The following is a 20,349-nucleotide window of genomic DNA, read 5'->3' as shown; positions in this document are numbered from 1 at the left end:
AGCATGACCGGGAACGGCAGGACAAGGAAACCCGGAAATCGCCGTCCGCTTCAGCCGAGCCGCACCAGGGACCCGGTGGCAGTCAGCTCACAGCCGCACGGTGGTCCCGCGCGTCACCAGCGCGGCCAGCCCTTGCTTCGTCTGCGCGGCGCTGCGCAGGTGCAGCGTGAGCGCACCCAGTTCGCGGATCCACGTGGCCGCGTTCGGGCCCAGGCCGGAGAACAGCACGGACAGGGGCGGCGGCTGGGGCAGCTTCCCCGTCCAGTAGCCCAGCACCTCGTCGCGCTCCGGCAGCACCGGCAGCTTCAGGCGCTCCTGCTCCCGCGTCAGCAGCCGCTCCAACTTGCGCGGCAGGTTCACCTGCCAGTGCAACACCGTCTTCGCCGGCCGCCAGGCCCAGTCCGCGAAGGCGAACCGCTCGCGGACCGCGTACTCCCCACGGCCCTGCGTGATGAAGACGCGGTCCGGCGGGAACTCCGGGAAGGGGTCCCACTGCCCGGCCAGGAGCGACGCCAGCCCCTGCTCGCCCGGGGGACGCCGGCGGAAGTTGTCCCGAACCACGCGCGCCGCCTTCGTGTCCCAGTAGGGATAGGCCGCGTCCTCCACCATCAGCGCCAGGTTCAGCGCCTCGTCCCACTCATCCGCGTAGCCGCCGGGGGACCCGCCCACCTCCCAGCCGCCGGGCGCCTCGCGCCAGGGCTGGAACACCAGCCTGTCCACCAGGTCCATCCACCCGTCCGAGTCCACCGACCCCACGCCCCCCGGCAGCGCCGACGAGGCCAGCCGCTGGCAGAGCGTGAACGCCTGCGCGTCACCCAGATGGTTGGAGAGGGCTTCCAGCGCGCCGGAGGCATCCCCCATGGCGCGCGTGAAGAAGGGCAGCACCTGCTCGTGGAAGAAACGGTCGTTGATGGGACGCAGGACGACGTCCATGCGGGGCGTCTCCTGTCAGGCCCTCAGGGCCGCGCGTCTTCCTGGACGATGAGGGCGTGGATGTCCGTGGCCGAGGGCGCCTCCAGGATGGCCGCCCGGAAGCGCGGGTTCTTGAACAGCCGCGAGATGCGCGCCAGCGCCTTCAGATGCACCCCCGCGCTGTTCTCCGGCGCCACCAGCGCGAAGAACAGGTGCGTGGGCTTGCCGTCGATGGACTCGAAATCCACCCCCGCGCGCGACACGCAGAAGGCCGCCTGGAGACTGTCCATGCCCGCCAGCTTGCCGTGGGGGATGGCCACGCCTTCGCCAATGCCCGTGCTGCCCAGCTTCTCGCGTTCCTGGAGCACCGCCACCAGCCGGTCCTCGCGCAGATTCGGATGCGCCCGGGCCAACGTGGCACTCAGCTCGCGCAGCACCTCCGGTTTCGTCCGGGCTTGCATGTCCGCGACGACCGCCTGGGGGCTGAGGAAATCGGCGATTCTCAATGGCGCTCCCGCACTGGCGCTCCGGGCCGGCAATGATTCCTCGGCCGGCAATTACTCCTCACACTGGATTCGCGCAAGGGTCGCCTGGGCGGTGGCAGGCGCTTCGCTCACTGCGCGTCAGCCCGGGCCGTTCCCCCCACCCCGGACCCGGGCCCGGGGATGTCCCGGACCCGGTTCCCCGGCACGGATACGACTGCCTGTCAGGTGCCGGTGGCGGCCACCGGCGCGTCAGGCAGGTGCGGCTCGATGAGCCCGAACCCTCCCTCCTTGCGCCGGTAGACGATGGACAGCGCCTGGGACTGCTGGTTCTGGAACACGTAGAAGTCGTTGTTCATCAGGTTCATCTGCATCACGGCGTCGTCCACGGACAGCGACTGGATGGCCAGATGCGTGGTGCGCACCAGGCGGGCGACACCCGACTCGGCCACCGGCGCCTGCGCGGCGGGCGCGGCCTGGGCGGCGGGCGTGGAAGCCTCCGCGGTCGCCTCCGGCTCGTGGACCTCGAAGACGTCGTGGCGGACCCTCACCAGGTCCTGGCGGTGATGGACCTTTTCCTTGCCGTGGTGCGACTTGAGCTTGTCGCGGTAGCGGCGCAACTGCCGTTCGATCTTGTCCATCGCCAGGTCGATGGACGCGTACATGTCATCGCTCTTCTCACGCCCTCGGAGGACCCAGGCGCCGGAGTGGATGGTGATGTCCGCGTGATGCAGGTGCCGCTCCAACGACAGCACCACGTGGGCTTCACCAGCCCGGTCCAGCAGTCGGTTCACCCGATCGACCTTTTCACGGGCGTACTCCTTCAGGGAATCCGACGCTCCGAACTGACGGAAGGTGATGTTGAGCTGCATGCGTGGCCGCCTCCTAGGGAGAGAGGTAAGCTCCGTGACAGATCAGAAACGGAGCCCACGCCGAAAGCAACCCGGCCCCCCAGGTTGGAAATCCCGTTCACGGATCGCGCTCGCGAAAGCGACCGCAATAGGACACGTCTGGTGTCCGCTGCATGGCACGGTGAGGGGATTCCGACCCGGGCCTCATTTTCCGGTCGGCATTCCCCCACACCGCGTGCGTGGCGCTCACGCCAGCAACATGCCTGCGGATCGCCCCGCGGCCCGGCGGAATCAGGGCACCACGGAGAGCACGTAGTCCTGCGAGTGGTAGATGGCGCCCGAGCACGACGCCACGCCCGTGCACTCGCCCACGACGCCCTCCAGGTCCGCGCCCAGCGTCAGGATGTGGTTCGCCTGCGGGGTGCCCGCGGGGATGGCGACGGTGGACGTGTTGCCGTTCTGCGTGACGGAGAGCACGCCGGGCGCGCGGCCCCCTTCGCGCAGGAGCAGCGCCTCCACCGGCCCGGGCACCTCCGTGGAGGGCTCCCAGAGGAAGTCGTAGGACTGCCCCACGCGCAGCTTGTCCGGGGTGCCCTCGCCCTGGAACGTGAACTTGCGCTTGGCCTTGGCGTTCTTCACCACCAGGCGCACGGTGCTGGAGGCGTCCTGCAACTGCACGACGATGTCCTCCACCGGCTCGCGGCCCCAGGCGGCCGGATCGAAGTTGAAGTAGACGCGGCTGTTCTCACACGCCTCCGAGCGCCCGCCCACGTCCGACGCGCCACCCGGCACCAGCGTCATGGGCTGGCCGTTGAAGGTGGCCGTCACGTCGTCGGCGAAGCGCGAGCACGGGCCGTCCGGCGACACCGTGTAGCTGGCGGTGAAGCGGTGCGCGCCCTGCGCGTCCGGCGTCTCCGCGTCATCCACGTCCGCCAGCGCGAAGATGAGCGAGCGGTCCGACAGCTCCGCCAGCGACATCACCTTCGTCTCGCCGCCGCTACAGCCGGTGAGCGCCACGAGCGCCCCCAGGACGGTGAAGCAGGACACGGTTCGACGCGGGCTCGATGCGGGGAAGGTCATGGCGGCCGGCACCCTATCACTCCCGCGCCAGCAGTCCTTCGAGCCGCGCCTTCACGCCGGGCCACTCCGTGTCGATGAACCCGAAGTACGCGCTGTCCCGCACCACGCCGCCACGCACCAGCATGTGGTTGCGCAGGATGCCCTCGAAGGAAGCACCCAAGCGCAAGATTGCCGCCCTGGAGCGCGCGTTGCGGCTGTCCGTCTTGAGCTGCACGCGCATCACGCCCAGCGTCTCGAAGGCGTGCGTGAGGAGCAGGTACTTGCACTCGGTGTTCACCCGCGAGCGCCACGCCCGCCGCGCCAGCCACGTGGAGCCGATTTCGAGCGTGCGGAACTCGCGGGAGATGTCCATGTAGCGCGTGGTGCCCACCACGGCGCCGCTCGCCAGCTCGCGAATGGCGAAGGGCCGCTCAGTGCCCGTGGCGGCCGCCTTCAGCGCGACGGTGATGTAGTCCGCGACGTCCGCTTCCGTGCTCAGCACGCGCGAGAAGTTGGCGAAGATTTCCGGTTCGCAGACCGCCGCGAGCGCGGGCACGTGCTCCAGTGACAACGGCTCCAGTCGCACTGCCCTCCCCTCCAGGGTGACGGGCGGGACGACGAGCGGCACGGGGTCACGACGGGGAACGCCGACATCGGTGGGGAGCACGGGGTCCATGGACCGCTTCATGCCCCAAACCGGCCCTGCTGTGCAGGGCCGGTACTTCAAGGACGGCTCAGAAGTACTTCTTGCGCTTGCTGCTGGGGAGGATGCCCAGCACCTCGCGGTACTTGGCCACCGTGCGGCGGGCGATTTCCGTGCCCTGCGAGCGCAGCAGCTCGACGATCTTCTGGTCCGAGTACGGGTTGCGCGAGTCTTCCTGCGACACCAGCTGCTTGATGTGGTGCTTCACGGCCTCGCTGGCCGTGTCCTCGCCGGACACGCGCGCGATGGACGAGTTGAAGAAGTACTTCAGCTCGAAGATGCCCTGCGGCGTGTGCACGTACTTGCTCGTGGTGACGCGGCTGACGGTGGACTCGTGCATGCCGATGTCCTCCGCCACGTCGCGCAGGATGAGCGGCTTCAAGTGCGCGATGCCCTTGTCCAGGAAGTCCCGCTGGAACTTCACGATGCTCTCAGTGACCTTGTAGATGGTCCGCTGCCGCTGGTGGATGGAGCGGATGAGCCACATCGCGCTGCGCAGCTTGTCCTGGATGAACTCCTTCGTCTGCCCGGGGCTCACCGCGCCGTTCTTGAGCGCGTTCCGGTACATGCCGGAGATGCGCAGCTTGGACAGACCGTCATCGTTGAGGACCACCGTGTAGTCCTCGTCCCCCAGCTTGTAGACGAAGACGTCGGGGGTGATGTACTGCGCGTCATCCCCGCTGAAGTTGCGGCCCGGCCGCGGATCCAGCTTCGGGAGCAGCTTCGCCGCCGAGACCACCTCGTCCAGGGTGACCTTGAGGTCCTTGGCGATGGCCGGCAGGTTCTTGCTCTCCAGGTACTTCATGTGCCGCTTGATGATGAGGCCCAGCAGCGCCGCGTTCGGGTCCTTCATCGCCTGCAGCTGGATGAGCAGGCACTCCTGCAGGTCGCGCGCGCCGCAGCCCCGGGGCTCCAGGTTCTGGATGCGGCGCAGGGTGCGCTCGGCCACGTGCATGGGCACGTCCGCCTCGTTGGACAGGCGGATGAGCGGGTCGCCTTCAATGTCGGGCAGCTTGAGGTAGCCGTCGTCGTCCAGGTTCCCCAGGATGAGCACCGCCACGCGGCGCTCGGCCTCGTTGAGCCGCAGCGTGCCCAGCTGCTCCTGGAGGTGGTCGACCAGGTCCTCCTTCTTCACCATGTTGGCTTCGAACGACGGCAGGTCGTCCGTGGCCACGTTGCCCTTGTTGGAGGCGGTGGTGGGCTCGTTGAACTGGTAGCTGTTGAGGTAGGACTCCCAGTCGATCTCCGGGGGGCCCTCGCCGTCCGCCTTGAACTCCTGGGCGTTCTCCGGCGTCGCCGACGGCAGATCCACGTCGCGCGCGATTTCCGCGTTGTCCGCTTCGAGCGAGGCCTCGCCAGGCTCCTTCTCGCTCACCTCCCCGGGCATGCCCTCCTCGGGCTGCTCCAGGAGGGGGTTCTGCTCCATCTCCTCGCGGACCTGGTCCAGGAGCTCCATGCGTGAGAGCTGGAGGAGCTTGATGGCCTGCTGCAGCTGGGGCGTCATCACCAGCTGCTGGGCGAGCTTCAGGCTCTGTTTGAGTTCCATCGCCATGTGGGGGCGTCTCCGGAAGGCTTGCGTGCCACCTGATTGGAGATTCCAATCAAGGACCGTGCCAACCTAACAAGGACCCCCGGCCACGTCCAGTGCCCCAGCGCGTGGTTTCTGATTTGCATCGTCAAAAATCCGCTGGAAATCCGACAGGTTGTCGTAACCCCCGCTCGCTTGGCAGATGTTCAGACGTCGACGCAAAAGCGGGGCCAACTTCACCGCGAGCATCTGGAGACATACGGAGAGAGCGGCTTTTCACGGAGCCTGGAGACGGAACCGGTCTCCCAGGTAGACGGCCCTCGCACGGGCCGAGCCGGCGATCTGCGCAGGGGTTCCCTCTTCGAGAATCTGACCCTGTGCGATGATGTAGGCCCGGTCACAGATGCCCAGGGTGTCCTGGACGTTGTGGTCGGTGATGAGGATGCCCAGGCCCCGCTCCCTCAGGAGGTGGATCTGCCGCTGGAGGTCGCCCACGTTGATGGGGTCCACGCCAGCGAAGGGCTCGTCGAAGAGGATGAAGCGGGGGGCGGGGATGAGGCTGCGGGCGATTTCGGCGCGCCGCCGCTCGCCGCCGGAGAGCGTCTCTCCCCAGGAGTCGGCGACGTGGGAGAGGCCGAACTCCTCCAGGAGGGTGTCCGCGCGCTGCTTGCGGTCCTGGGCGGTGAGCCCCTTCTGGAGCTCCAGCACGGCCAGGAAGTTCTCGCGCACCGTGAGCTTGCGGAAGACGGAGGCCTCTTGCGGCAGGTAGCCCACGCCACGGCGCGCGCGGCGGTGCATGGGCAGGTGGGTGAGGTCCTCGTCGCCCACGCGCACCCGGCCCGCGTCCGGCGTCACCAGGCCCACCACCATGTTGAAGCTCGTCGTCTTGCCGGCGCCGTTGGGTCCCAGCAGGCCGACCACTTCACCGGGGGCGACGTTGAAGGACACGTCACGCACCACCTGGCGCTTGCGGAAGGACTTCTGGAGCCCTTCGGCGAACAGCTTCGCGCCGCTCATGGCGTCGTGCCCGCCGGCTTCGGCGCGGGGGCCTTCTTGCGGGTGCCGGGGACGGCGGTGGTGGACGGGGAGTCCACGAGGATGCGGGCGTTCTCCACCTCCAGGCGCTCGCTGCCCAGGACGAGGCGCACCTTGGTGCCGGTGAGGTAGGTGTTGCCCTGGCGGGCCTCCGGGGAGCCCGTCACCACCAGCACGCCCGAGGGCACGTCGTAGTCGGCGCGCTCGCCCCGGGCCTGCCGGTCGCCGTCCACGGCGCGCACGTTGCCGGCGCACACCACGCGCGTCACCTGGCGGGTGGCGTTGTAGTAGCCGGTCATCTTCTCGCAGCGGATGTCCATGGTCTGGTGCTTCACCACCACGTTGCCGGTGAGCACCGCCTGGTTGCGGTCGCCGGTGACGTGGTCCGCGGACAGGTCCACCGGGTTGCGCAGGCCCGTGGGCGCCAGCGACGTGCCCGGCGCGGGCGGCGGAGCGGCCGGAGCGGCCGAGTCGGGAGCAGCGGGCTTCGCGGCGGGCGCGGTGGGGGCACCGGGCTTCGCGGGCGGAGTGGCCTGCGCGACGACCGGGGCGCCGGAAGCTGCGGGCGCGGCGGCCTGCGAGGACGCGGGCTGGGCCAGGAACAGCGCCATCACGAGGAACTCAATCACTCCGTCGCTCCACCCAGCACGGCTTGGACCGTGCCCTCGAAGGTGAACGTCTGGTCCGCGGAGGACAGCGTGAAGCGGTCCGCCCGCATCTGGTAGTCCGGGCCCCTCATCGTCACGCCCTCGTCGCCATGGGCCCGCCGCGCATCCGCGTCGTAGGTCAGCCGGGGAGTGTTGGCCACCAGTCCCTCCGCCGTCTGCACGACGACCCCGCCCGCCCCCACCCACCTCTTGGACGCGAGGCTGCCGTCCATATTCGGCGCGGTGATGATGGTGTCCGCCCGCGAGGCGCCAGGCGAGCCCTGCGCGCCCTTCCCAGGGGGCAGGCGCACGACGACCTCGGTGGCCTGAACCTCGCCGCCCGCGCGCCGGTAGAGGACGCGCGAGGCGGTGCCGGAGACCTGGAGCGTGTCGCCTTCGTAGGAGCGCAGGTGCGCGCCCTCCAGCACCACGTCCGGGCGCGGCTCGTTCGCGGCGCCCGGGGCCGGACGGCGCGGCGCGCAGGCGGTGGCGAGGAGTCCCAGGAAGCTCAAGGCAAGCAGGCGCGGCACAAGGCCCTCCTTATCACCGCGCCGGGGCGGACGGTGCGTCAGCGAGGGCCAGGGGAGCGTCCTCGGGAGGACGCGTCTTCCAGCGCTGATGCATCCACACCCACTGTTCGGGGGCGCGGCGGATGGCCGCTTCGATGCGCTGCGACAGCGCGGCGGTGAGCGCCTGCACGGCCGCCTCACGCTCCGTCGCGTCCGGGTGCGGCACCTCTTCCATGGTGAGCCGGTAGCCCTGGCCGTCGCGCTGGCAGAAGCCCACCACCACCGCCGCGCCGGTGCGCAGCGCCAGGTCCGCCGCGGCGCGAGGGGTGGCCGCCAGCTCCCCGAAGAAGGGCACGAAGACGGACTGCACCTTGGTGTCCTGGTCGATGAGGATGCCCAGGATTTCGCCGCTCCGGAGCGCGCGGAGCATGGCCCGGGCCGCGCCCTCCTGGCCGCGCCAGATGCTGCGCACGCCGCCCTTCGCCCGGAAGTCCTCCACCAGCGCGGTGAGGCGCGGGTCGCTGGTCTCCTTCGCGATGCTCTGGCTGGGGTAGCCCGCCCTCGCCACGCGCCGGGCGAGCAGCTCCCAGTTGCCCACGTGGCCGGACACGAAGACGACACCCTTCCCCTTCGCCAGCGCGGCCTCCAGCACCTGGCGGTCCGCGTCCGGCCAGGACACCAGGGACTCCAGCCCGGCATCCAGCGCCCGCGCGGAGGCGACCTCCAGGGCCGCGGCGGCCAGATGGCGGAAGGCGTCACGGGCGAGCGCGTCACGTTCCGCCCCGGTCCTCTCCGGGAAGGCGCGGGCCAGCGACTTGAGCGCCTTCCTGCGCTCTCCGCCCGCGAACGCGTAGGCCCAGCCGCCCAGGGTCATGCCCAGGGTGCGGGCCGTGTCCAGCGAAAGGAACTGGAGCAGGCGCAACATCCCGGCGATGAGCAGGTAGCGCAGGTAACGCTTGAGGCGCTTTGTTAAAGGGGGACGCTCCACGACGCGTCTCCATATCCCATGCGCGAATACAACTTCGACGGCCTCATTGGTCCGACCCACAATTACGCCGGCCTCTCGCCGGGCAACCTGGCGTCACAGCACCACGGCGGCCAGCCCAGCCACCCCCGGGAGGCGGCGCTCCAGGGGCTGGAGAAGATGCGCTTCGTGTCGGAGCTGGGCGTGGGCCAGGCGGTGCTGCCGCCCCAGCCGCGCCCCTCCCTGCGCACGCTGCGGGCCCTGGGCTTCACGGGCTCCGACGAGGAGGTCATCACCCGCGCCGCGCGCGACGGGGAGCACCTGCTGCGCCTCACCTCCAGCGCCTCCGCCATGTGGACGGCGAACGCGGCCACCGTGGCGCCCTCGGCGGACACCGCGGACGGCCGGGTGCACCTGACGCCCGCGAACCTCACGCAGATGTTCCACCGCGCCATCGAGGCGGACACCACGCACGCGGTGCTGCGCGCCATCTTCGCGGACGCGAAGCACTTCCAGGTGCACGCGCCGCTGCCGGGCGCTGCTCACTTCGCGGACGAGGGCGCGGCCAACCACACGCGCCTCTTCACGCCGGGGCACAAGGCCGTGCACGTGCTCGCCTGGGGGCGCAGCGCGTGGCAGGACGTGAAGGGGCCGCAGCGCTTCCCCGCGCGCCAGACGCTGGAATCCAGCCAGGCCCTGGCGCGGCTGCACCAGCTGGCGCCGGAGCAGGTGGTGCTGCCGCAGCAGCATCCGGACGGCATCGACGCGGGCGCGTTCCACACGGACGTGCTCGCGGTGGGCAACGAGCGCTTCCTCATGCTGCACGCGCTGGCCTTCGTGGAGCACCCGAAGCTCCTCCAGACGCTGCGCGAGAAGCTGGGCGACGCCTTCCGTTTCGAGGTCGCGACGGACGCCGAGCTGCCGGTGAAGGACGCCGTGCGCGCCTACCCGTTCAACTCGCAGGTGCTGTCGCTGCCGGACGGCTCCATGGCCATCATCGCGCCCATCGAGAGCCGCGAGACGCCCACCGCCCACGCCTTCCTGGAGCGCGTCGTCGCCGGGGACAACCCGGTGAAGGCGGTGCACTACCTGGACGTCCGGCAGTCCATGAACAACGGCGGCGGCCCGGCGTGCCTGCGTCAGCGCATCTCGCTCACGGACGCGGAGCGCGCCGCCATCACCGCGGACGTCTTCTACTCGCCGGCCCTGCACGAGGGGCTCGCGGCGTGGGTGCGCAAGCACTACCGCGACGTGCTCAAGCCAGAGGACGTGCGCGATCCGCAGCTCGCGCGCGAGACGATGACCGCGCTCGACGAGCTGTCGCGCCTGCTCAAGCTGGGCAGCGTCTACGACTTCCAGCAGTGACGTGAGGTAGCCCGCCCGCCTGCCCTCCGGCGCACCCGACGAGGGCAGGCAGCCCTGGCCGTCCCGTTCGGGTGGCGAATGGCCGCCCGCGTCGTCCGGACACACCTTCTACGCGAAGGAGGTGATGTCCCCCATGATTCCGAGTGCCATTCAAAGCTATCTGCGGCGCCATCGCGTCCCCTTCGAGCGGTACGCCCACGCTCGGGCCGTGACCGCGATGGAGCTCGTGGACGCCCTCAACGTGCCCGCCTGGCGCGTGGCCAAATCCATCATCGTGCTGGCCGACCGGCAGCCGTGGATCGTCGTCGTGCCCGCGATGGCGACCGTGGACCTGCGGCAGGTCCGCCACACGCTGGGCGTCCGCACCGCGCGGCTCGCCGCCGAGTCCGAGTTCGCCGACCACTTCCCCGACTGCGAGACGGGCGCCGAGCCTCCCTTCGGCGAGCTGTACGGCCTGCCCGTCGCGATGGACGAGTCCCTGAGCGCCAACGAGCGGCTGCTGTTCCGCGCCGGTTCGCACGAGGAGGCCCTGGAGATGCGCTTCCAGGACTTCGCGCGCCTGGAGTGGCCGCTGGTCGCGTCCTTCATCCAGCCGCTCTCGCGTGAAGAAGAGAAAGCGTCGTCGTACGGAGCGCCCGTGGAGGACTCAGGCGCGTCGGCCTGATGTCCTCATGGAGCGGGAGCGTCGCTGACCGCCGGTGAACCCGGCGGTTCCACTTCCCGCCCCTTCGCGTCCTCCAGCAGCCCGCCCTTGTGTGCGTCCTGCAGCGCACGCTCGCGTTCTTCCAGCCGCGCCGCCCAGGCTTCACCCTCCGCGCGCCGTGCATCGTTAAGTGGCATGAGCCGCAGGCCCTCGTGCACCGAGCGCGCCGCCGCGTCGTAGCGCGACAGCAACTCCTGCAACCGGGCCACCTCGAAGTGGCTCTCCGGACCGGGCAGCAGCCCCACGACCGAGCGGCGCTGCTCCAGTGCGCGGGCCAGCAGGCCTTCCTGTTCGAAGCTGTCCGCTTCCAGCGACAGCAGGCGTGCGCGCTGCCGCAGGTCGGTCAGGTACGGCGCCATGGCGGCCAGCGTGTCCCGGGACCTGCGCGTGAGCCCGGCCTCCTGCTGCCGCGTGGACAGCGTGAAGGCCAGTTCCACGTCGTGAGGGAAGCGCTTCACGAGCGCCTCCAGCGACTGGAGTGCCTCCGCGCGCTTTCCCTGCGCAAGCCACACGTCCGCGCGCAGCAGGTGCGTGGCCAGTGCGTCCGGGGCGCGCCGCTCCACCTCCGCACAGGCCGCCTCCGCCGCGGGGAGTTCTCCCTGGGCCAGCCGTCCGCGCGCTTCCTGCATCCACAGCGCGGTGGCTTCGGACCGGCCCTCGAAGTGTTCACGCGCCCAGGTGAGCCATTCGAGTCCCAGCGCTCGGCGTGAGGGCCCGGCGAGCAGCGCCTCCGCCAGCTCCACCCCCTGCCCGGGCGCTTCGGACGTGAGGGTCTTCAATTCCTCGACCGTGCGGGCACGGGGCATCGCCTCGCTGATCAACACGCGCGTGTCCCCGGCCTCGTGCGCGAGCCGGTACTCCAGGAAGGCCTGCTCGCGCCGGCCCAGGTGCAGCAGGGCCCGTGCGGCCACGCGGTGCGCGGGCGCATCCAGGGGCCGCAGGTACAGCGTGTGATTGACGAAGCTCAGCGCGTCCTTCGCGCCCTCGGCGCCATTCGACACAGAGGCCATCGCCATCAGCCGGTACAGCAGGTAGTCCGCCGGGTGCACGTCGATGAGCTGGAGCCCCAGGGCTCGAACCTCCGCGCCTGGCGCCCTCGCCGCCACGCGCTCCGCCAGCAGCGCCTCCGCGTCCGCCATCCTCCGCCGTCCCGGCACGAGCGCGACGAGCATCACGACCGTGAGCCCCGCCGCCAGCGCCAGCGCGGGACCGACGGGCAGTGTGCCCAGCTTCGTGCGGCGCGCTGCCATGCGCTCGGCTTCACGGGGCCGGAACACCGCGCCCAGCACCACCGCGACCGCCACCGCGCACGCGGGCAGCTCCAGGCTGAAGTCGAAGAGGTTGTGCAGCGCCAGCGCAGCCACGCCGGACAGCGCCGCCAGCTCCACCGGCCCGTGGTCCTCGCGCCGCACGCGCTTCACGAAGGCCCAGACACCCAGCCCGAGCAGCAGCAGCCCCGGCACGCCCCACTCCGCCGCCACCTGCAACACCGCGTTCTCCGGGTGCGTGAAGGTGTTGGGGTTGGGCTCGGTCTGGTAGCGCGGGAAGGCGGCTTCGAACGCGCCGCGCCCCATGCCCAGCACCGGGAAGGCGCGGGCCGCACGAGCCATCATCGGCCAGGGCTCCATCTTGCCGCGGCGCAGGGACTCCACGCCGTCCACGGTGCGAGCCTCCGCCCACAGCTGATCCGCCGCCAGGTACGCGCCCACGGACAGCGTCGCCAGCAGCCCCAGCAGCACCGCCGCGCCCCGCCCCCACGCGGGCCTGGCGGGAGTGCGCGCCTCGCGACGCTGCTTCATCAGCCACGCTGCGAGCAGCACCTGCCCGAAGACGAAGAACACGATGCCCGCGCGAGACAGCGACAGCAGCACTCCCGCGCCGGAGACGAGCGCCGCCATCGCGAAGGGCCACGCGCGCGAACGCGGCTGCTTCGACAGCGCGAGCCCCACCGCCACCGTCGCGCACAACCCCAGGAAGCCCGCCAGGTGGTTGGGATTTCCGAACGGCGTCACCAGCGGCGGCCGCGCATGCACGTACGCCCGCAGCCCGAACAGCGTGTCCACGCCGAACAGCGCGTGGCCCAGGCCCACCGTCGCCACCGCCGCGCCCGTGAACGCCAGCACCGAGAGCAGCCGCTGCCGAGACGCGCGAGCGCGGCACACCTGCACCGCCGCGACGAACGTGAGGAGGTAGGCCACGTGCTTCGCCAGCTCGCGCCAGGTGGCGGAAGGCTCCAGCGACACCGGCCGCCAGCCCGTGAGACCCAGCGGAACGAGCACGTCCTCGCGCAGCGCCGCGGCCTCCGGACTCACCCATGCGAGCAGTCCGGGTGGCAGTGGCACGAGCTGCGACACACACAGCACCACGGCGCCCACCAGCGGCGCGGCCAGGAGCGGCACGCGCGGGGTCTCTCCCTGTCGCCGGGCCCCCACGAACGCCAGCACCGCCGCGGCCCCTGACAGCACGCCCAGCGGCCAGGACACCCAGTGCGCGGCGCCACCGAGCGCCACCGGGCCCAGCACCACCAGCGCCGCGAGCGCCACTTCCGCGTAGACGGTGTACCGGGAGACGCGGTGGGAGCCAGGAGCCATGCGCGGCGCGGGAGTATGTCACGCTCCTCACGAACCTCCGGGGCTCGTCCCCTCGACCAGCGGACGCGGCGCCTGGATGCCTCCTCCCCCGGCGCGGCCTTCCGGGGCCATCGAATGAACGCCCCGCCCGGGACACCGCTTGCATCCGGGGAATCATCTGGCATCTTCCCCCGACCCCATGCGTCGCTTCCTGCTCACTGCCGCCGTCCTCTGCGCCTCCCTCTCCGGACTCACCGCGTGCAAGGGCGCGTGCCGCGAGCTGTCCGAGAAGCTCTGCGATTGCGCCTTGAACTCGGTGGAGAAGCAGGCCTGCCAGCAGCGAGCCGCCGACGAGGAGGGCCGCGTGGAGCCCATCGCCGAGGACGAGGCCGTCTGCGAGGCGAAGCTCGAAGGCTGCGACTGCCGCACCATCGAGACCGAAGAGGGCAAGAAGGCCTGCGGCCTCGCCCGCTGAGGACGCTGTCGCGAGGCTCGACCTTCGCGGCCACGTAGGCCCCAAGGCCTCAGCCGCTGAGGACGCTGTCGCGAGGCTCGACCTTCGCGGCCCCAAAGGGCCCAAGGCCTCATCCGCTGAGGACGCTGTCGCGAGGTTCGACCTTCGCGGCCACGAAGGGCCCAAGGCCTCATCCGCTGAGGACGCGCTGTCGCGAGGCTCGGGCCTCCGCGCCCCGGAAGGTCCTACGGCATCACCTGCTGAACGCCGCCCGCTGAGGACGCGCTGTCGCGAACCTCAGGTGCCCGGCACCACGGGAGCCGGAGCCGGCCGCGAGGGCGAGCCATCCACCCACGGCTGAAGCCCGCGCCGCACCCGCGTACGCCACGGCGTCTCCACCCACCGGTGCACCGCCACCGACGCGGGCACCAGCAACACCAGCAGCACCGCCAGGAAGCGCGTGGGCGACGACGGGCCCACGAACCGCTCCATCCAGTGCACCAGCTCGCTGACGGGGTACTGTAGCAGGTACAGCGCGTAGCTGGCCCCGCCCAGGTGCACCAGCCACGGCCTCGCCAGCACCTGCCCCAGCGGACCGCCGCCGCGCGCCAGCCCGTACACCAGCAGCGCCGACGCGGGCGCCAGCAGCGCGTTGTGCATCAGCGGATACGGAATCCACGCGCCCTGCGAGAAGCCCGCGACCAGCAGCGCCGCGCCAGCCAGCGCCATCACCGCGCCGGAGCGCTGGGACGTCACCGTCGCCGCCGCCCGCTCCCGCACGAAGACGAGCCCCAGCAGCACGCCCAACAGGAACTCCGGCAGGCGCATCAGCGGGTTGAGCTTCACCACCGCCAGCCACATGCCACCGGACGCCGCGTTCAGCGTGCCCGGCCCGTCCGGCCGCAGCACCAGGTAGAGCACCGGCGGCAGCAGCCCCAACAGCCACACGCCCACCAGAGCGGCCTTCATGCGCGCGCCCCGGAAGCGCTCCAGCCGCCCGGCCAGCGCCGGGAACACCGCGTAGAAAAACGCCTCCACCGACACGGACCAGGACGGCGGGTTCCAGTACAGCGCCAGCTGCGGCACCCACGACTGGAGCAGCATCAGCGTGGTGAGCCCCGCCGTGGTCAGCTTCGCCGCGGCCACCGGCACGGAGTTCGCCGCCAGCGAGCCTTGCGCCGTGGGCACCGCCGACAGCAGGAACATCAGGAGGAACACCGGGTAGACGCGCGCCACCCGCGCGCTCCAGAAGGCCCGGGGCGGGGTCTGCATCCCGCCGGCCGTGTCCACGTAGTTGTACGCGAGCACGAAGCCGGACAGGAGGAAGAAGACCCCCACGGAGGCATAGCCGGAGGCCACCACCTGCACCATCCACTCCGGCGCCACGCCCTGGATGCACGGGGTGCCGAAGTGGAACAAGACGACGTGCAGGGCCGCCAGGAAACGCAGCCCTGTCAGCGCATCCAGCGAGCCTCCGGACTGCTGCTTCATCTACTTGCGACCGATGCCGAAGTAGGTGAAGCCCTGCTCACGCATGCGCGCGGGCTGGAAGATGTTGCGGCCGTCGAAGATCACCGGCGACTTCATCAGCGACTTCATGCGCGCGAAGTCCGGGTGGCGGAACTCGTTCCACTCCGTCACCACGAACAGGCCGTCCACGCCCTCCAGCGCGTCGTACGGCAGGTCCGCGTAGCGGATGCGGTCGCCGAAGACGCGCTTGGACGCGTGCGCGGCCACCGGGTCGTGCGCGATCACCGTCGCGCCCTTGCCGATGAGGCCCTCGATGACCTCGATGGACGGCGCCTCGCGCATGTCGTCCGTCTTCGGCTTGAACGCCAGACCCCAGACGCCGAACTTCTTGCCCTCCAGCGTCCCGTAGTGCTTCACGGCCTTGTTCACGAGCAGCTTCTTCTGCCGCTCGTTGGTGCGCTCCACCGCGCGCAGCAGGTCCAGCTCCAGGCCGTACTCACGCGCCGTCGTGACGAGCGCCTTCACGTCCTTGGGGAAGCAGGAGCCGCCGTAGCCCACGCCGGGGAAGAGGAACGGGTAGCCGATGCGCTTGTCCGCGCCCAGGCCCTTGCGCACGAAGTCCACGTCCGCGCCCACCTTCTCGCAGAGCGCGGCCACGTCGTTCATGAAGGAGATGCGCGTCGCGAGCATCGCGTTCGCCGCGTACTTCGTCAGCTCCGCGGAGCGCGTGTCCATGAACAGGATGGGGTTCTCCGTGCGCACGAACGGCGCGTACAGCTCCCCCATCAGGGTCCGGGCGCGCTCGGTGTCCGCGCCAATGACGACGCGGTCCGGCTTGAAGAAGTCGTCCAGCGCGGCGCCTTCCTTCAGGAACTCCGGGTTGGAGACGACGTCGAACTCCACGTCCGTCACCTTGGCGATGGCCTCGCGAACCTTGTCCGCGGTGCCCACCGGCACGGTGCTCTTGTCCACCACCACCGTGTACTGCTTCATCGCGCGGCCCACCGCCTGCGCCGCCGCGAGCACGTACTGGAGATCCGCCTCGCCGCTCTCCCCTTCAGGGGTGCCTACGGCGATGAACACGGCCTGCGCGTTCTGCACGCCTTCGGCCAGGTTCGTGGTGAACGTGAGGCGCTTCTCCTTCACGTTCTTGCGGATGAGCTCCTCCAGACCCGGCTCGTAGATGGGGACCTGTCCATCCTGGAGCATGCGGATCTTCCGCTCGTCGATGTCCACGCACGCGACGTCGTTGCCCGAGTCCGCGAAGCAGGTGCCCGCGACGAGTCCGACGTAACCCGATCCGATAATGGCAATGCGCATTCTTTGAGTGTCCTGGTTTCGACAGGTGGCGTCATGAACTCATACGCCGACCGGAGCACTGAAAGAAAGCCCGGGCACGAAGGACCGCCGAGCGACCAGACAGCCTTATCGCCCCGTGAGGAGGCGACGCAGTCTGTCCACACCCCGTAGGGCGGAGGAACGTCCGGGGGTGCTCACCGGACCCACCACGCCCCGGTCCAGAAGTTCACGAGTCGCGCGGCGCAGCGGCGGGAACGCGGCGGTGGCCTGCGCCTCCGCTTCCGGGAATAGCCGCGCCACGATGGCCAGCGACGTGTAGAGGGCGCGCTCCAGGCCGAACGCCTCCGCGCGCGCGAGCAGCGCCGGGACATCCATCGGGCGCGAATAGATGCCGCCCATCCAGGTGGCGCCGGTGATGAGCTCGCGCAGGTCCACGAACGACAGCCAGGGCACGTCATACCCGTGGTGGGCCTGGTCCAGCGCGGTGAGCAACAGCGCGTCCTCCAGCTCCGGGCGGAAGACGGACTGTCCGTAGACCTTCATGGGTCGGGCGCGCTCGAAGATGCCGGCCAACTGCTCACGTCGGTTCGCGCCCAGCACGTCCGCGTAGATGTGGATGGGGGTGCGGCCGTCGGACACGACGCGCGCGGCGCCGCTGTTCGTCGTGTCCTCCTCTGGGACGAACTCGTGGTTGGACAGGTAGCCGGCGAAGCCGTCCACGTCCATGCGGCGCACCAGCACCTGGATGTCCAGCACGGGCCGGAAGCCCACGTGCGGATAGAGCGCCTCCGCGAAGGCCGCGCCGCCCAGGAGGAGAATCTTGCGGCCCTCCAGCTGATCCACGATGCGCTTGAAGTGGACCAGCTTCATGACGTTGTCGTTCACGGAGCCGGTGTAGATGGACATCATCCGGTCGCGGGCCCACTCCGGCGCCTCGCCCCCGCCCATCCGGTACTCCAGGTTGTACGCCGCGAGCGGCGCCAGTCCCTGCGCGATGGCCCAGTCGACGTACGCCTCCCATGGCGCGCCCCGGAGCTTTCCGCGCGGGGGCTCGAAGGAGGACAGGACCCGGAAGGTGTCGAGGAGGCTGGGCGCCATGGTGCGGCACCTTTAATGGGCCGGGCCTGCTCGCCGCAATCACCGTCTTCCAGCGGGCGACCGGACGGGCCGTGGTGCCCCTGGCTCCGCTCCCGTTCCGGGAGGGGGCCGGGCGCCGCGCAGCCGCCGCAGCGCGTACCGCACCATGGGCCGGGCCCGGGGCGCCAGGGCCAGCTTCGCGGCGACCCATGCCGGCTTGTTGCGCGCCAGCTCCGCGCCCATCAGCCGGGGGCCGGAGAACAGCCGCGTCGCCAGCGCGCGCTGCCACCGGGGCGGGGCCAGCGCCTTGAGCACCCAGGCGGGCACGGGCGCGTCCAGCAGCCGGTGCGCCGCGTCCCACGCGTACCAGACCAGGTGGGGCAGCTCCGTGCGCCGCGCGCGCGTCACCACGCGGTCCCAGTCGAGCCGGGGGTTCGCCCGCGCCAGCAGCTTCAGGTCGAACAGCCAGGCCAGCCGCTGCAGCAGGTGGTTGCTCGCGTGCAGGGCCAGGTAGACGGCCTCGTCCTCCGGGCACAGGTAGCGCACGGGGTGGCCGTCCAGCGTCGCGTCCAGCGCCCGCGACACCATGGCGTCGCCCTCCAGCGACAGGCCGTAGCCCGTGAGCGCGCGGTAGTGCAGCTCCACCAAGCCATCCGGCCCGGTGAGCTCCACGTGGTGCGCGTCGTCCCGGTCCACGTCTCCGGCCTGGGTGGTGAGCCCCATCCCCTCCAGCGCGTGCACGGCGCACAGCACCCGGGCGCGCGGCACCAGCAGGTCCACGTCGTTCGTCGCGCGCTGGAGCGGCTCCGGGTAGAGCCTGCGCGCCAGCCCGTAGCCCTTGAGCAGCACCGGCGTCAGGCCCAGCGCCGCCAGCGCCGTCAGGCTCCGCGATAAGAGCGACCGCACGCGCATGCCCCGCGCCGCGCTCAGCCGGGCCTCGCGGGTGAGCAGCGCGGCGGAGTCCGGGGTCAGCGTCCAGTCCGCCTTCGCGAGCGCGTGCTCGACGAAGCCCGCCAGTCCGTGGCGCACGGCGGCCTTCACCAGCGCGTCACCGTCGCCTTCGTTCGAAGGCCCGGGAGCGTCCGGCACTTCCGGCCACGCATGGAGCAGGGTCAGCAGGGCCGGAGAGGAGCTCATGGGCTCACCGCCGCAGCGCGATGATGCGCTCGGGCTCCGCGGCCTCCAGCGCCACCAGCTGCCCCACGCGTTCGGCCACCGCGTCCGCGACCACCTCCAGCGCCAGCTCCTCGTCCCGGTCGATGGCGGCCCGGCCATCGCGCCAGACCAGGCGCAGCGCGCCGAGCAGGGACTCCTCCTCCTTCACGTCCAGGCGGACCTCCAGCGCGGCCTCGGCGCCAGCGTCCGGGTGCTGGGACTCAAAGACGACGCCCGCGTTCACGCCCTCGTGCGGGCGGCGCAGGCGCAGCTCCAGCGAGGACAGGCTCAGCCCCTGGGACAGCGGACGGACGGCGTTCCACACCGCCTGGAACGAACCGGCCGCGCGCACCGCGGCGGTGACGGAGCGCACCAGCGAGCGCAGCTCCAGGTTGCGCTGGCGCGTCTGCTGGACGGCGTCCATGTGGCGCACGTCCAGGTAACCCAGCTTGCGCATCAGCACCATGATGACCACGCCGATGCCGCTGAGCAGCAGCGCGCTCTGGATGCTGTTGGCGAAGCTGAGCCCCAGCGCGGTGAGCATGAACAGCGTGCACAGCGCGTAGAGCACCAGCACGGTGGTGCGGTGGGACAACAGCAGGCGGCTCATCAGCCGGTGGTGGATGTGCTCCTTGTCCGCGCTGAACATGGGTCTGCCCAGCAGCGAGCGGCGCACCATGGCCAGCAGCGTGTCCATGATGGGCAGGCCCAGCGCCATCACCGGCACGAGCAGCGCCACCGCGGTGCCGCTCTTCGACGACGTCTTGATGGACACGGCCGCGAGCACGAAGCCCAGGAACATGCTGCCCGTGTCCCCCATGAAGATGGAGGCCGGGTTGAAGTTGAACACCAGGAACCCGAGGATGGCGCCCGCGAGCGCCACCATCAGCAGGCACAGCAGCACGTCCCCGCGCACCAGCGCGAGCAGGAAGTGGGTGCCCACGCCGAAGAACGCGACGCCGCCCGCCAGCCCGTCCAACCCGTCGATGAGGTTGAGCGCGTTGATGACGCCCACCACCCACAGCACCGTCAGCGGCAGGCTCAAGAGCCCCAGCGTCAGCTCCGCGCCAAAGGGGTTGGCCAGCACCTCGATGCGGAAGCCCAACGCGTACAGGCCCAGCGCCACCGCGAACTGCACGGAGAACTTCAGCTTCGCGCCCGCGCCCTTGAGGTCGTCGTAGAAGCCCAGCGCCGCGATGATGGCGCCGCCCACGAAGAGGCCGACGATGAGCGACGTCTGCGCGAGGAACTGGTCCCCCACGCCCGAGTCCACGATGAACAGCGCGCACAGCGGCGCGAAGAAGCCCCCCACGATGCCAATGCCGCCCAGCCGGGGGACGGGCCGCACGTGCACCTTGCGGCTGGAGTTCGCCTGATCCAACCAGCCCCACGCCAGCGCACGCTCACGCACGCGCCACGTGAGCACCAGCGCCACGAGGAGCGACACGAGGAAGGCGACGAAGAAGGTGACCATGCGAGAGGAGCGTCCACCCGCATCGTGACGGTCACCGAAGCAGCGCGTCAACGTCCTGACGTCGCAGGTGCGTCACGACTCGCCTGCCTACC

At 70.7% G+C, this 20,349-nt stretch carries 19 protein-coding genes; 3 read left to right on the top strand and 16 right to left on the bottom strand.

Going from position 1 to position 20,349, the window contains the following annotated elements:
- Positions 1-87: 87 nt before the first annotated feature.
- The 10 genes from GTZ93_RS04490 to GTZ93_RS04445 all read right to left on the bottom strand — a co-directional run bounded on the left by GTZ93_RS04490 (position 88) and on the right by GTZ93_RS04445 (position 8,714).
- The gene (locus GTZ93_RS04490) at positions 88-933 is read right to left on the bottom strand and encodes a hypothetical protein (RefSeq protein WP_139916743.1); all 846 of its coding nucleotides are present in this window, start codon (positions 931-933) and stop codon (positions 88-90) included.
- A gap of 23 nt (positions 934-956) precedes the next feature.
- On the bottom strand, positions 957-1,418 hold the full coding sequence (locus tag GTZ93_RS04485; RefSeq protein ID WP_139916741.1) for a PTS sugar transporter subunit IIA: 462 nt from the start codon (positions 1,416-1,418) through the stop codon (positions 957-959).
- A 200-nt stretch (positions 1,419-1,618) separates the two neighbouring features.
- Positions 1,619-2,266 (bottom strand): ribosome hibernation-promoting factor, HPF/YfiA family, encoded by a 648-nt coding sequence (gene hpf / locus GTZ93_RS04480; protein ID WP_120576834.1) that lies wholly within the window; start codon positions 2,264-2,266, stop codon positions 1,619-1,621.
- Between the two features lie 270 nt (positions 2,267-2,536).
- Entirely contained in the window at positions 2,537-3,325 is a 789-nt protein-coding gene (locus GTZ93_RS04475; RefSeq protein ID WP_139916739.1) for a hypothetical protein, read from the bottom strand.
- 16 nt (positions 3,326-3,341) lie between these two features.
- Entirely contained in the window at positions 3,342-3,980 is a 639-nt protein-coding gene (locus tag GTZ93_RS04470; protein ID WP_139916737.1) for a GNAT family N-acetyltransferase, read from the bottom strand.
- A 58-nt stretch (positions 3,981-4,038) separates the two neighbouring features.
- The gene (rpoN, locus tag GTZ93_RS04465; protein WP_120576832.1) at positions 4,039-5,559 is read right to left on the bottom strand and encodes an RNA polymerase factor sigma-54; all 1,521 of its coding nucleotides are present in this window, start codon (positions 5,557-5,559) and stop codon (positions 4,039-4,041) included.
- A 252-nt stretch (positions 5,560-5,811) separates the two neighbouring features.
- The gene (gene lptB, locus GTZ93_RS04460; protein WP_120554202.1) at positions 5,812-6,552 is read right to left on the bottom strand and encodes an LPS export ABC transporter ATP-binding protein; all 741 of its coding nucleotides are present in this window, start codon (positions 6,550-6,552) and stop codon (positions 5,812-5,814) included.
- Positions 6,549-7,199 carry an LptA/OstA family protein gene (locus GTZ93_RS04455; RefSeq protein ID WP_139916735.1) on the bottom strand — a complete coding sequence of 217 codons (651 nt, stop codon included), beginning with the start codon at positions 7,197-7,199 and terminating at the stop codon, positions 6,549-6,551. Before GTZ93_RS04455 ends, lptB begins: the two co-directional genes overlap by 4 nt.
- A complete protein-coding gene (locus GTZ93_RS04450) occupies positions 7,196-7,747 on the bottom strand; it encodes an LptA/OstA family protein (protein ID WP_161662648.1) in 552 nt (183 codons plus the stop codon). Before GTZ93_RS04450 ends, GTZ93_RS04455 begins: the two co-directional genes overlap by 4 nt.
- A 13-nt stretch (positions 7,748-7,760) precedes the next feature.
- The gene (locus GTZ93_RS04445; RefSeq protein ID WP_120576829.1) at positions 7,761-8,714 is read right to left on the bottom strand and encodes a lysophospholipid acyltransferase family protein; all 954 of its coding nucleotides are present in this window, start codon (positions 8,712-8,714) and stop codon (positions 7,761-7,763) included.
- 18 nt (positions 8,715-8,732) lie between these two features.
- Here GTZ93_RS04445 and astB point away from each other — a divergent pair, with 18 nt between their 5' ends.
- Positions 8,733-10,055 carry an N-succinylarginine dihydrolase gene (gene astB / locus GTZ93_RS04440; protein WP_139918372.1) on the top strand — a complete coding sequence of 441 codons (1,323 nt, stop codon included), beginning with the start codon at positions 8,733-8,735 and terminating at the stop codon, positions 10,053-10,055.
- Between the two features lie 133 nt (positions 10,056-10,188).
- Positions 10,189-10,719, top strand: coding sequence for an aminoacyl-tRNA deacylase (locus GTZ93_RS04435; RefSeq protein WP_139918374.1), 531 nt, complete (start codon positions 10,189-10,191; stop codon positions 10,717-10,719).
- A gap of 5 nt (positions 10,720-10,724) precedes the next feature.
- Here GTZ93_RS04435 and GTZ93_RS04430 read toward each other — a convergent pair whose 3' ends face one another.
- Positions 10,725-13,349, bottom strand: coding sequence for an O-antigen ligase family protein (locus GTZ93_RS04430; RefSeq protein WP_139918376.1), 2,625 nt, complete (start codon positions 13,347-13,349; stop codon positions 10,725-10,727).
- Between the two features lie 178 nt (positions 13,350-13,527).
- Between GTZ93_RS04430 and GTZ93_RS04425 the strand changes: the two genes are divergently transcribed.
- Complete coding sequence (locus GTZ93_RS04425; RefSeq protein ID WP_139918378.1) at positions 13,528-13,803, top strand: hypothetical protein; 276 nt, start codon at positions 13,528-13,530, stop codon at positions 13,801-13,803.
- Between the two features lie 276 nt (positions 13,804-14,079).
- Here the strand turns inward: GTZ93_RS04425 and GTZ93_RS04420 are convergent, their stop codons facing one another.
- From GTZ93_RS04420 to GTZ93_RS04400, 5 genes are all read right to left on the bottom strand, one after another.
- Positions 14,080-15,273: an acyltransferase family protein gene (locus tag GTZ93_RS04420; RefSeq protein ID WP_139918380.1), complete on the bottom strand. Its 1,194-nt coding sequence runs from the start codon at positions 15,271-15,273 to the stop codon at positions 14,080-14,082.
- The gene (locus GTZ93_RS04415; RefSeq protein WP_120576823.1) at positions 15,274-16,572 is read right to left on the bottom strand and encodes a UDP-glucose dehydrogenase family protein; all 1,299 of its coding nucleotides are present in this window, start codon (positions 16,570-16,572) and stop codon (positions 15,274-15,276) included.
- A gap of 105 nt (positions 16,573-16,677) precedes the next feature.
- Positions 16,678-17,649, bottom strand: a complete 972-nt coding sequence (locus GTZ93_RS04410) for a nucleotidyltransferase domain-containing protein (RefSeq protein ID WP_139918381.1) — start codon at positions 17,647-17,649, stop codon at positions 16,678-16,680.
- A gap of 39 nt (positions 17,650-17,688) precedes the next feature.
- Positions 17,689-18,765 (bottom strand): nucleotidyltransferase domain-containing protein, encoded by a 1,077-nt coding sequence (locus GTZ93_RS04405; protein WP_180946062.1) that lies wholly within the window; start codon positions 18,763-18,765, stop codon positions 17,689-17,691.
- 4 nt (positions 18,766-18,769) lie between these two features.
- On the bottom strand, positions 18,770-20,257 hold the full coding sequence (locus GTZ93_RS04400; protein ID WP_139918383.1) for an MraY family glycosyltransferase: 1,488 nt from the start codon (positions 20,255-20,257) through the stop codon (positions 18,770-18,772).
- Positions 20,258-20,349 lie beyond the last annotated feature (92 nt).

The organism is Corallococcus exiguus, assembly GCF_009909105.1.
Classification (GTDB): Bacteria; Myxococcota; Myxococcia; order Myxococcales; family Myxococcaceae; genus Corallococcus; species Corallococcus exiguus.
This window is presented reverse-complemented; position numbering and strand designations above follow the sequence as displayed.

What these genes read in the sequence shown, in the direction of transcription:
- GTZ93_RS04430 (WP_139918376.1), bottom strand. Translation starts at nt 13,349, where the DNA reads ATGGCTCCTGGCTCCCACCGCGTCTCCCGGTACACCGTCTACGCGGAA.
- GTZ93_RS04400 (WP_139918383.1), bottom strand. Translation starts at nt 20,257, where the DNA reads ATGGTCACCTTCTTCGTCGCCTTCCTCGTGTCGCTCCTCGTGGCGCTG.
- hpf (WP_120576834.1), bottom strand. Translation starts at nt 2,266, where the DNA reads ATGCAGCTCAACATCACCTTCCGTCAGTTCGGAGCGTCGGATTCCCTG.
- GTZ93_RS04435 (WP_139918374.1), top strand. Translation starts at nt 10,189, where the DNA reads ATGATTCCGAGTGCCATTCAAAGCTATCTGCGGCGCCATCGCGTCCCC.
- lptB (WP_120554202.1), bottom strand. Translation starts at nt 6,552, where the DNA reads ATGAGCGGCGCGAAGCTGTTCGCCGAAGGGCTCCAGAAGTCCTTCCGC.
- rpoN (WP_120576832.1), bottom strand. Translation starts at nt 5,559, where the DNA reads ATGGCGATGGAACTCAAACAGAGCCTGAAGCTCGCCCAGCAGCTGGTG.
- GTZ93_RS04415 (WP_120576823.1), bottom strand. Translation starts at nt 16,572, where the DNA reads ATGCGCATTGCCATTATCGGATCGGGTTACGTCGGACTCGTCGCGGGC.
- astB (WP_139918372.1), top strand. Translation starts at nt 8,733, where the DNA reads ATGCGCGAATACAACTTCGACGGCCTCATTGGTCCGACCCACAATTAC.
- GTZ93_RS04490 (WP_139916743.1), bottom strand. Translation starts at nt 933, where the DNA reads ATGGACGTCGTCCTGCGTCCCATCAACGACCGTTTCTTCCACGAGCAG.
- GTZ93_RS04420 (WP_139918380.1), bottom strand. Translation starts at nt 15,273, where the DNA reads ATGAAGCAGCAGTCCGGAGGCTCGCTGGATGCGCTGACAGGGCTGCGT.
- GTZ93_RS04475 (WP_139916739.1), bottom strand. Translation starts at nt 3,325, where the DNA reads ATGACCTTCCCCGCATCGAGCCCGCGTCGAACCGTGTCCTGCTTCACC.
- GTZ93_RS04425 (WP_139918378.1), top strand. Translation starts at nt 13,528, where the DNA reads ATGCGTCGCTTCCTGCTCACTGCCGCCGTCCTCTGCGCCTCCCTCTCC.
- GTZ93_RS04405 (WP_180946062.1), bottom strand. Translation starts at nt 18,765, where the DNA reads ATGAGCTCCTCTCCGGCCCTGCTGACCCTGCTCCATGCGTGGCCGGAA.
- GTZ93_RS04470 (WP_139916737.1), bottom strand. Translation starts at nt 3,980, where the DNA reads ATGGACCCCGTGCTCCCCACCGATGTCGGCGTTCCCCGTCGTGACCCC.
- GTZ93_RS04410 (WP_139918381.1), bottom strand. Translation starts at nt 17,649, where the DNA reads ATGGCGCCCAGCCTCCTCGACACCTTCCGGGTCCTGTCCTCCTTCGAG.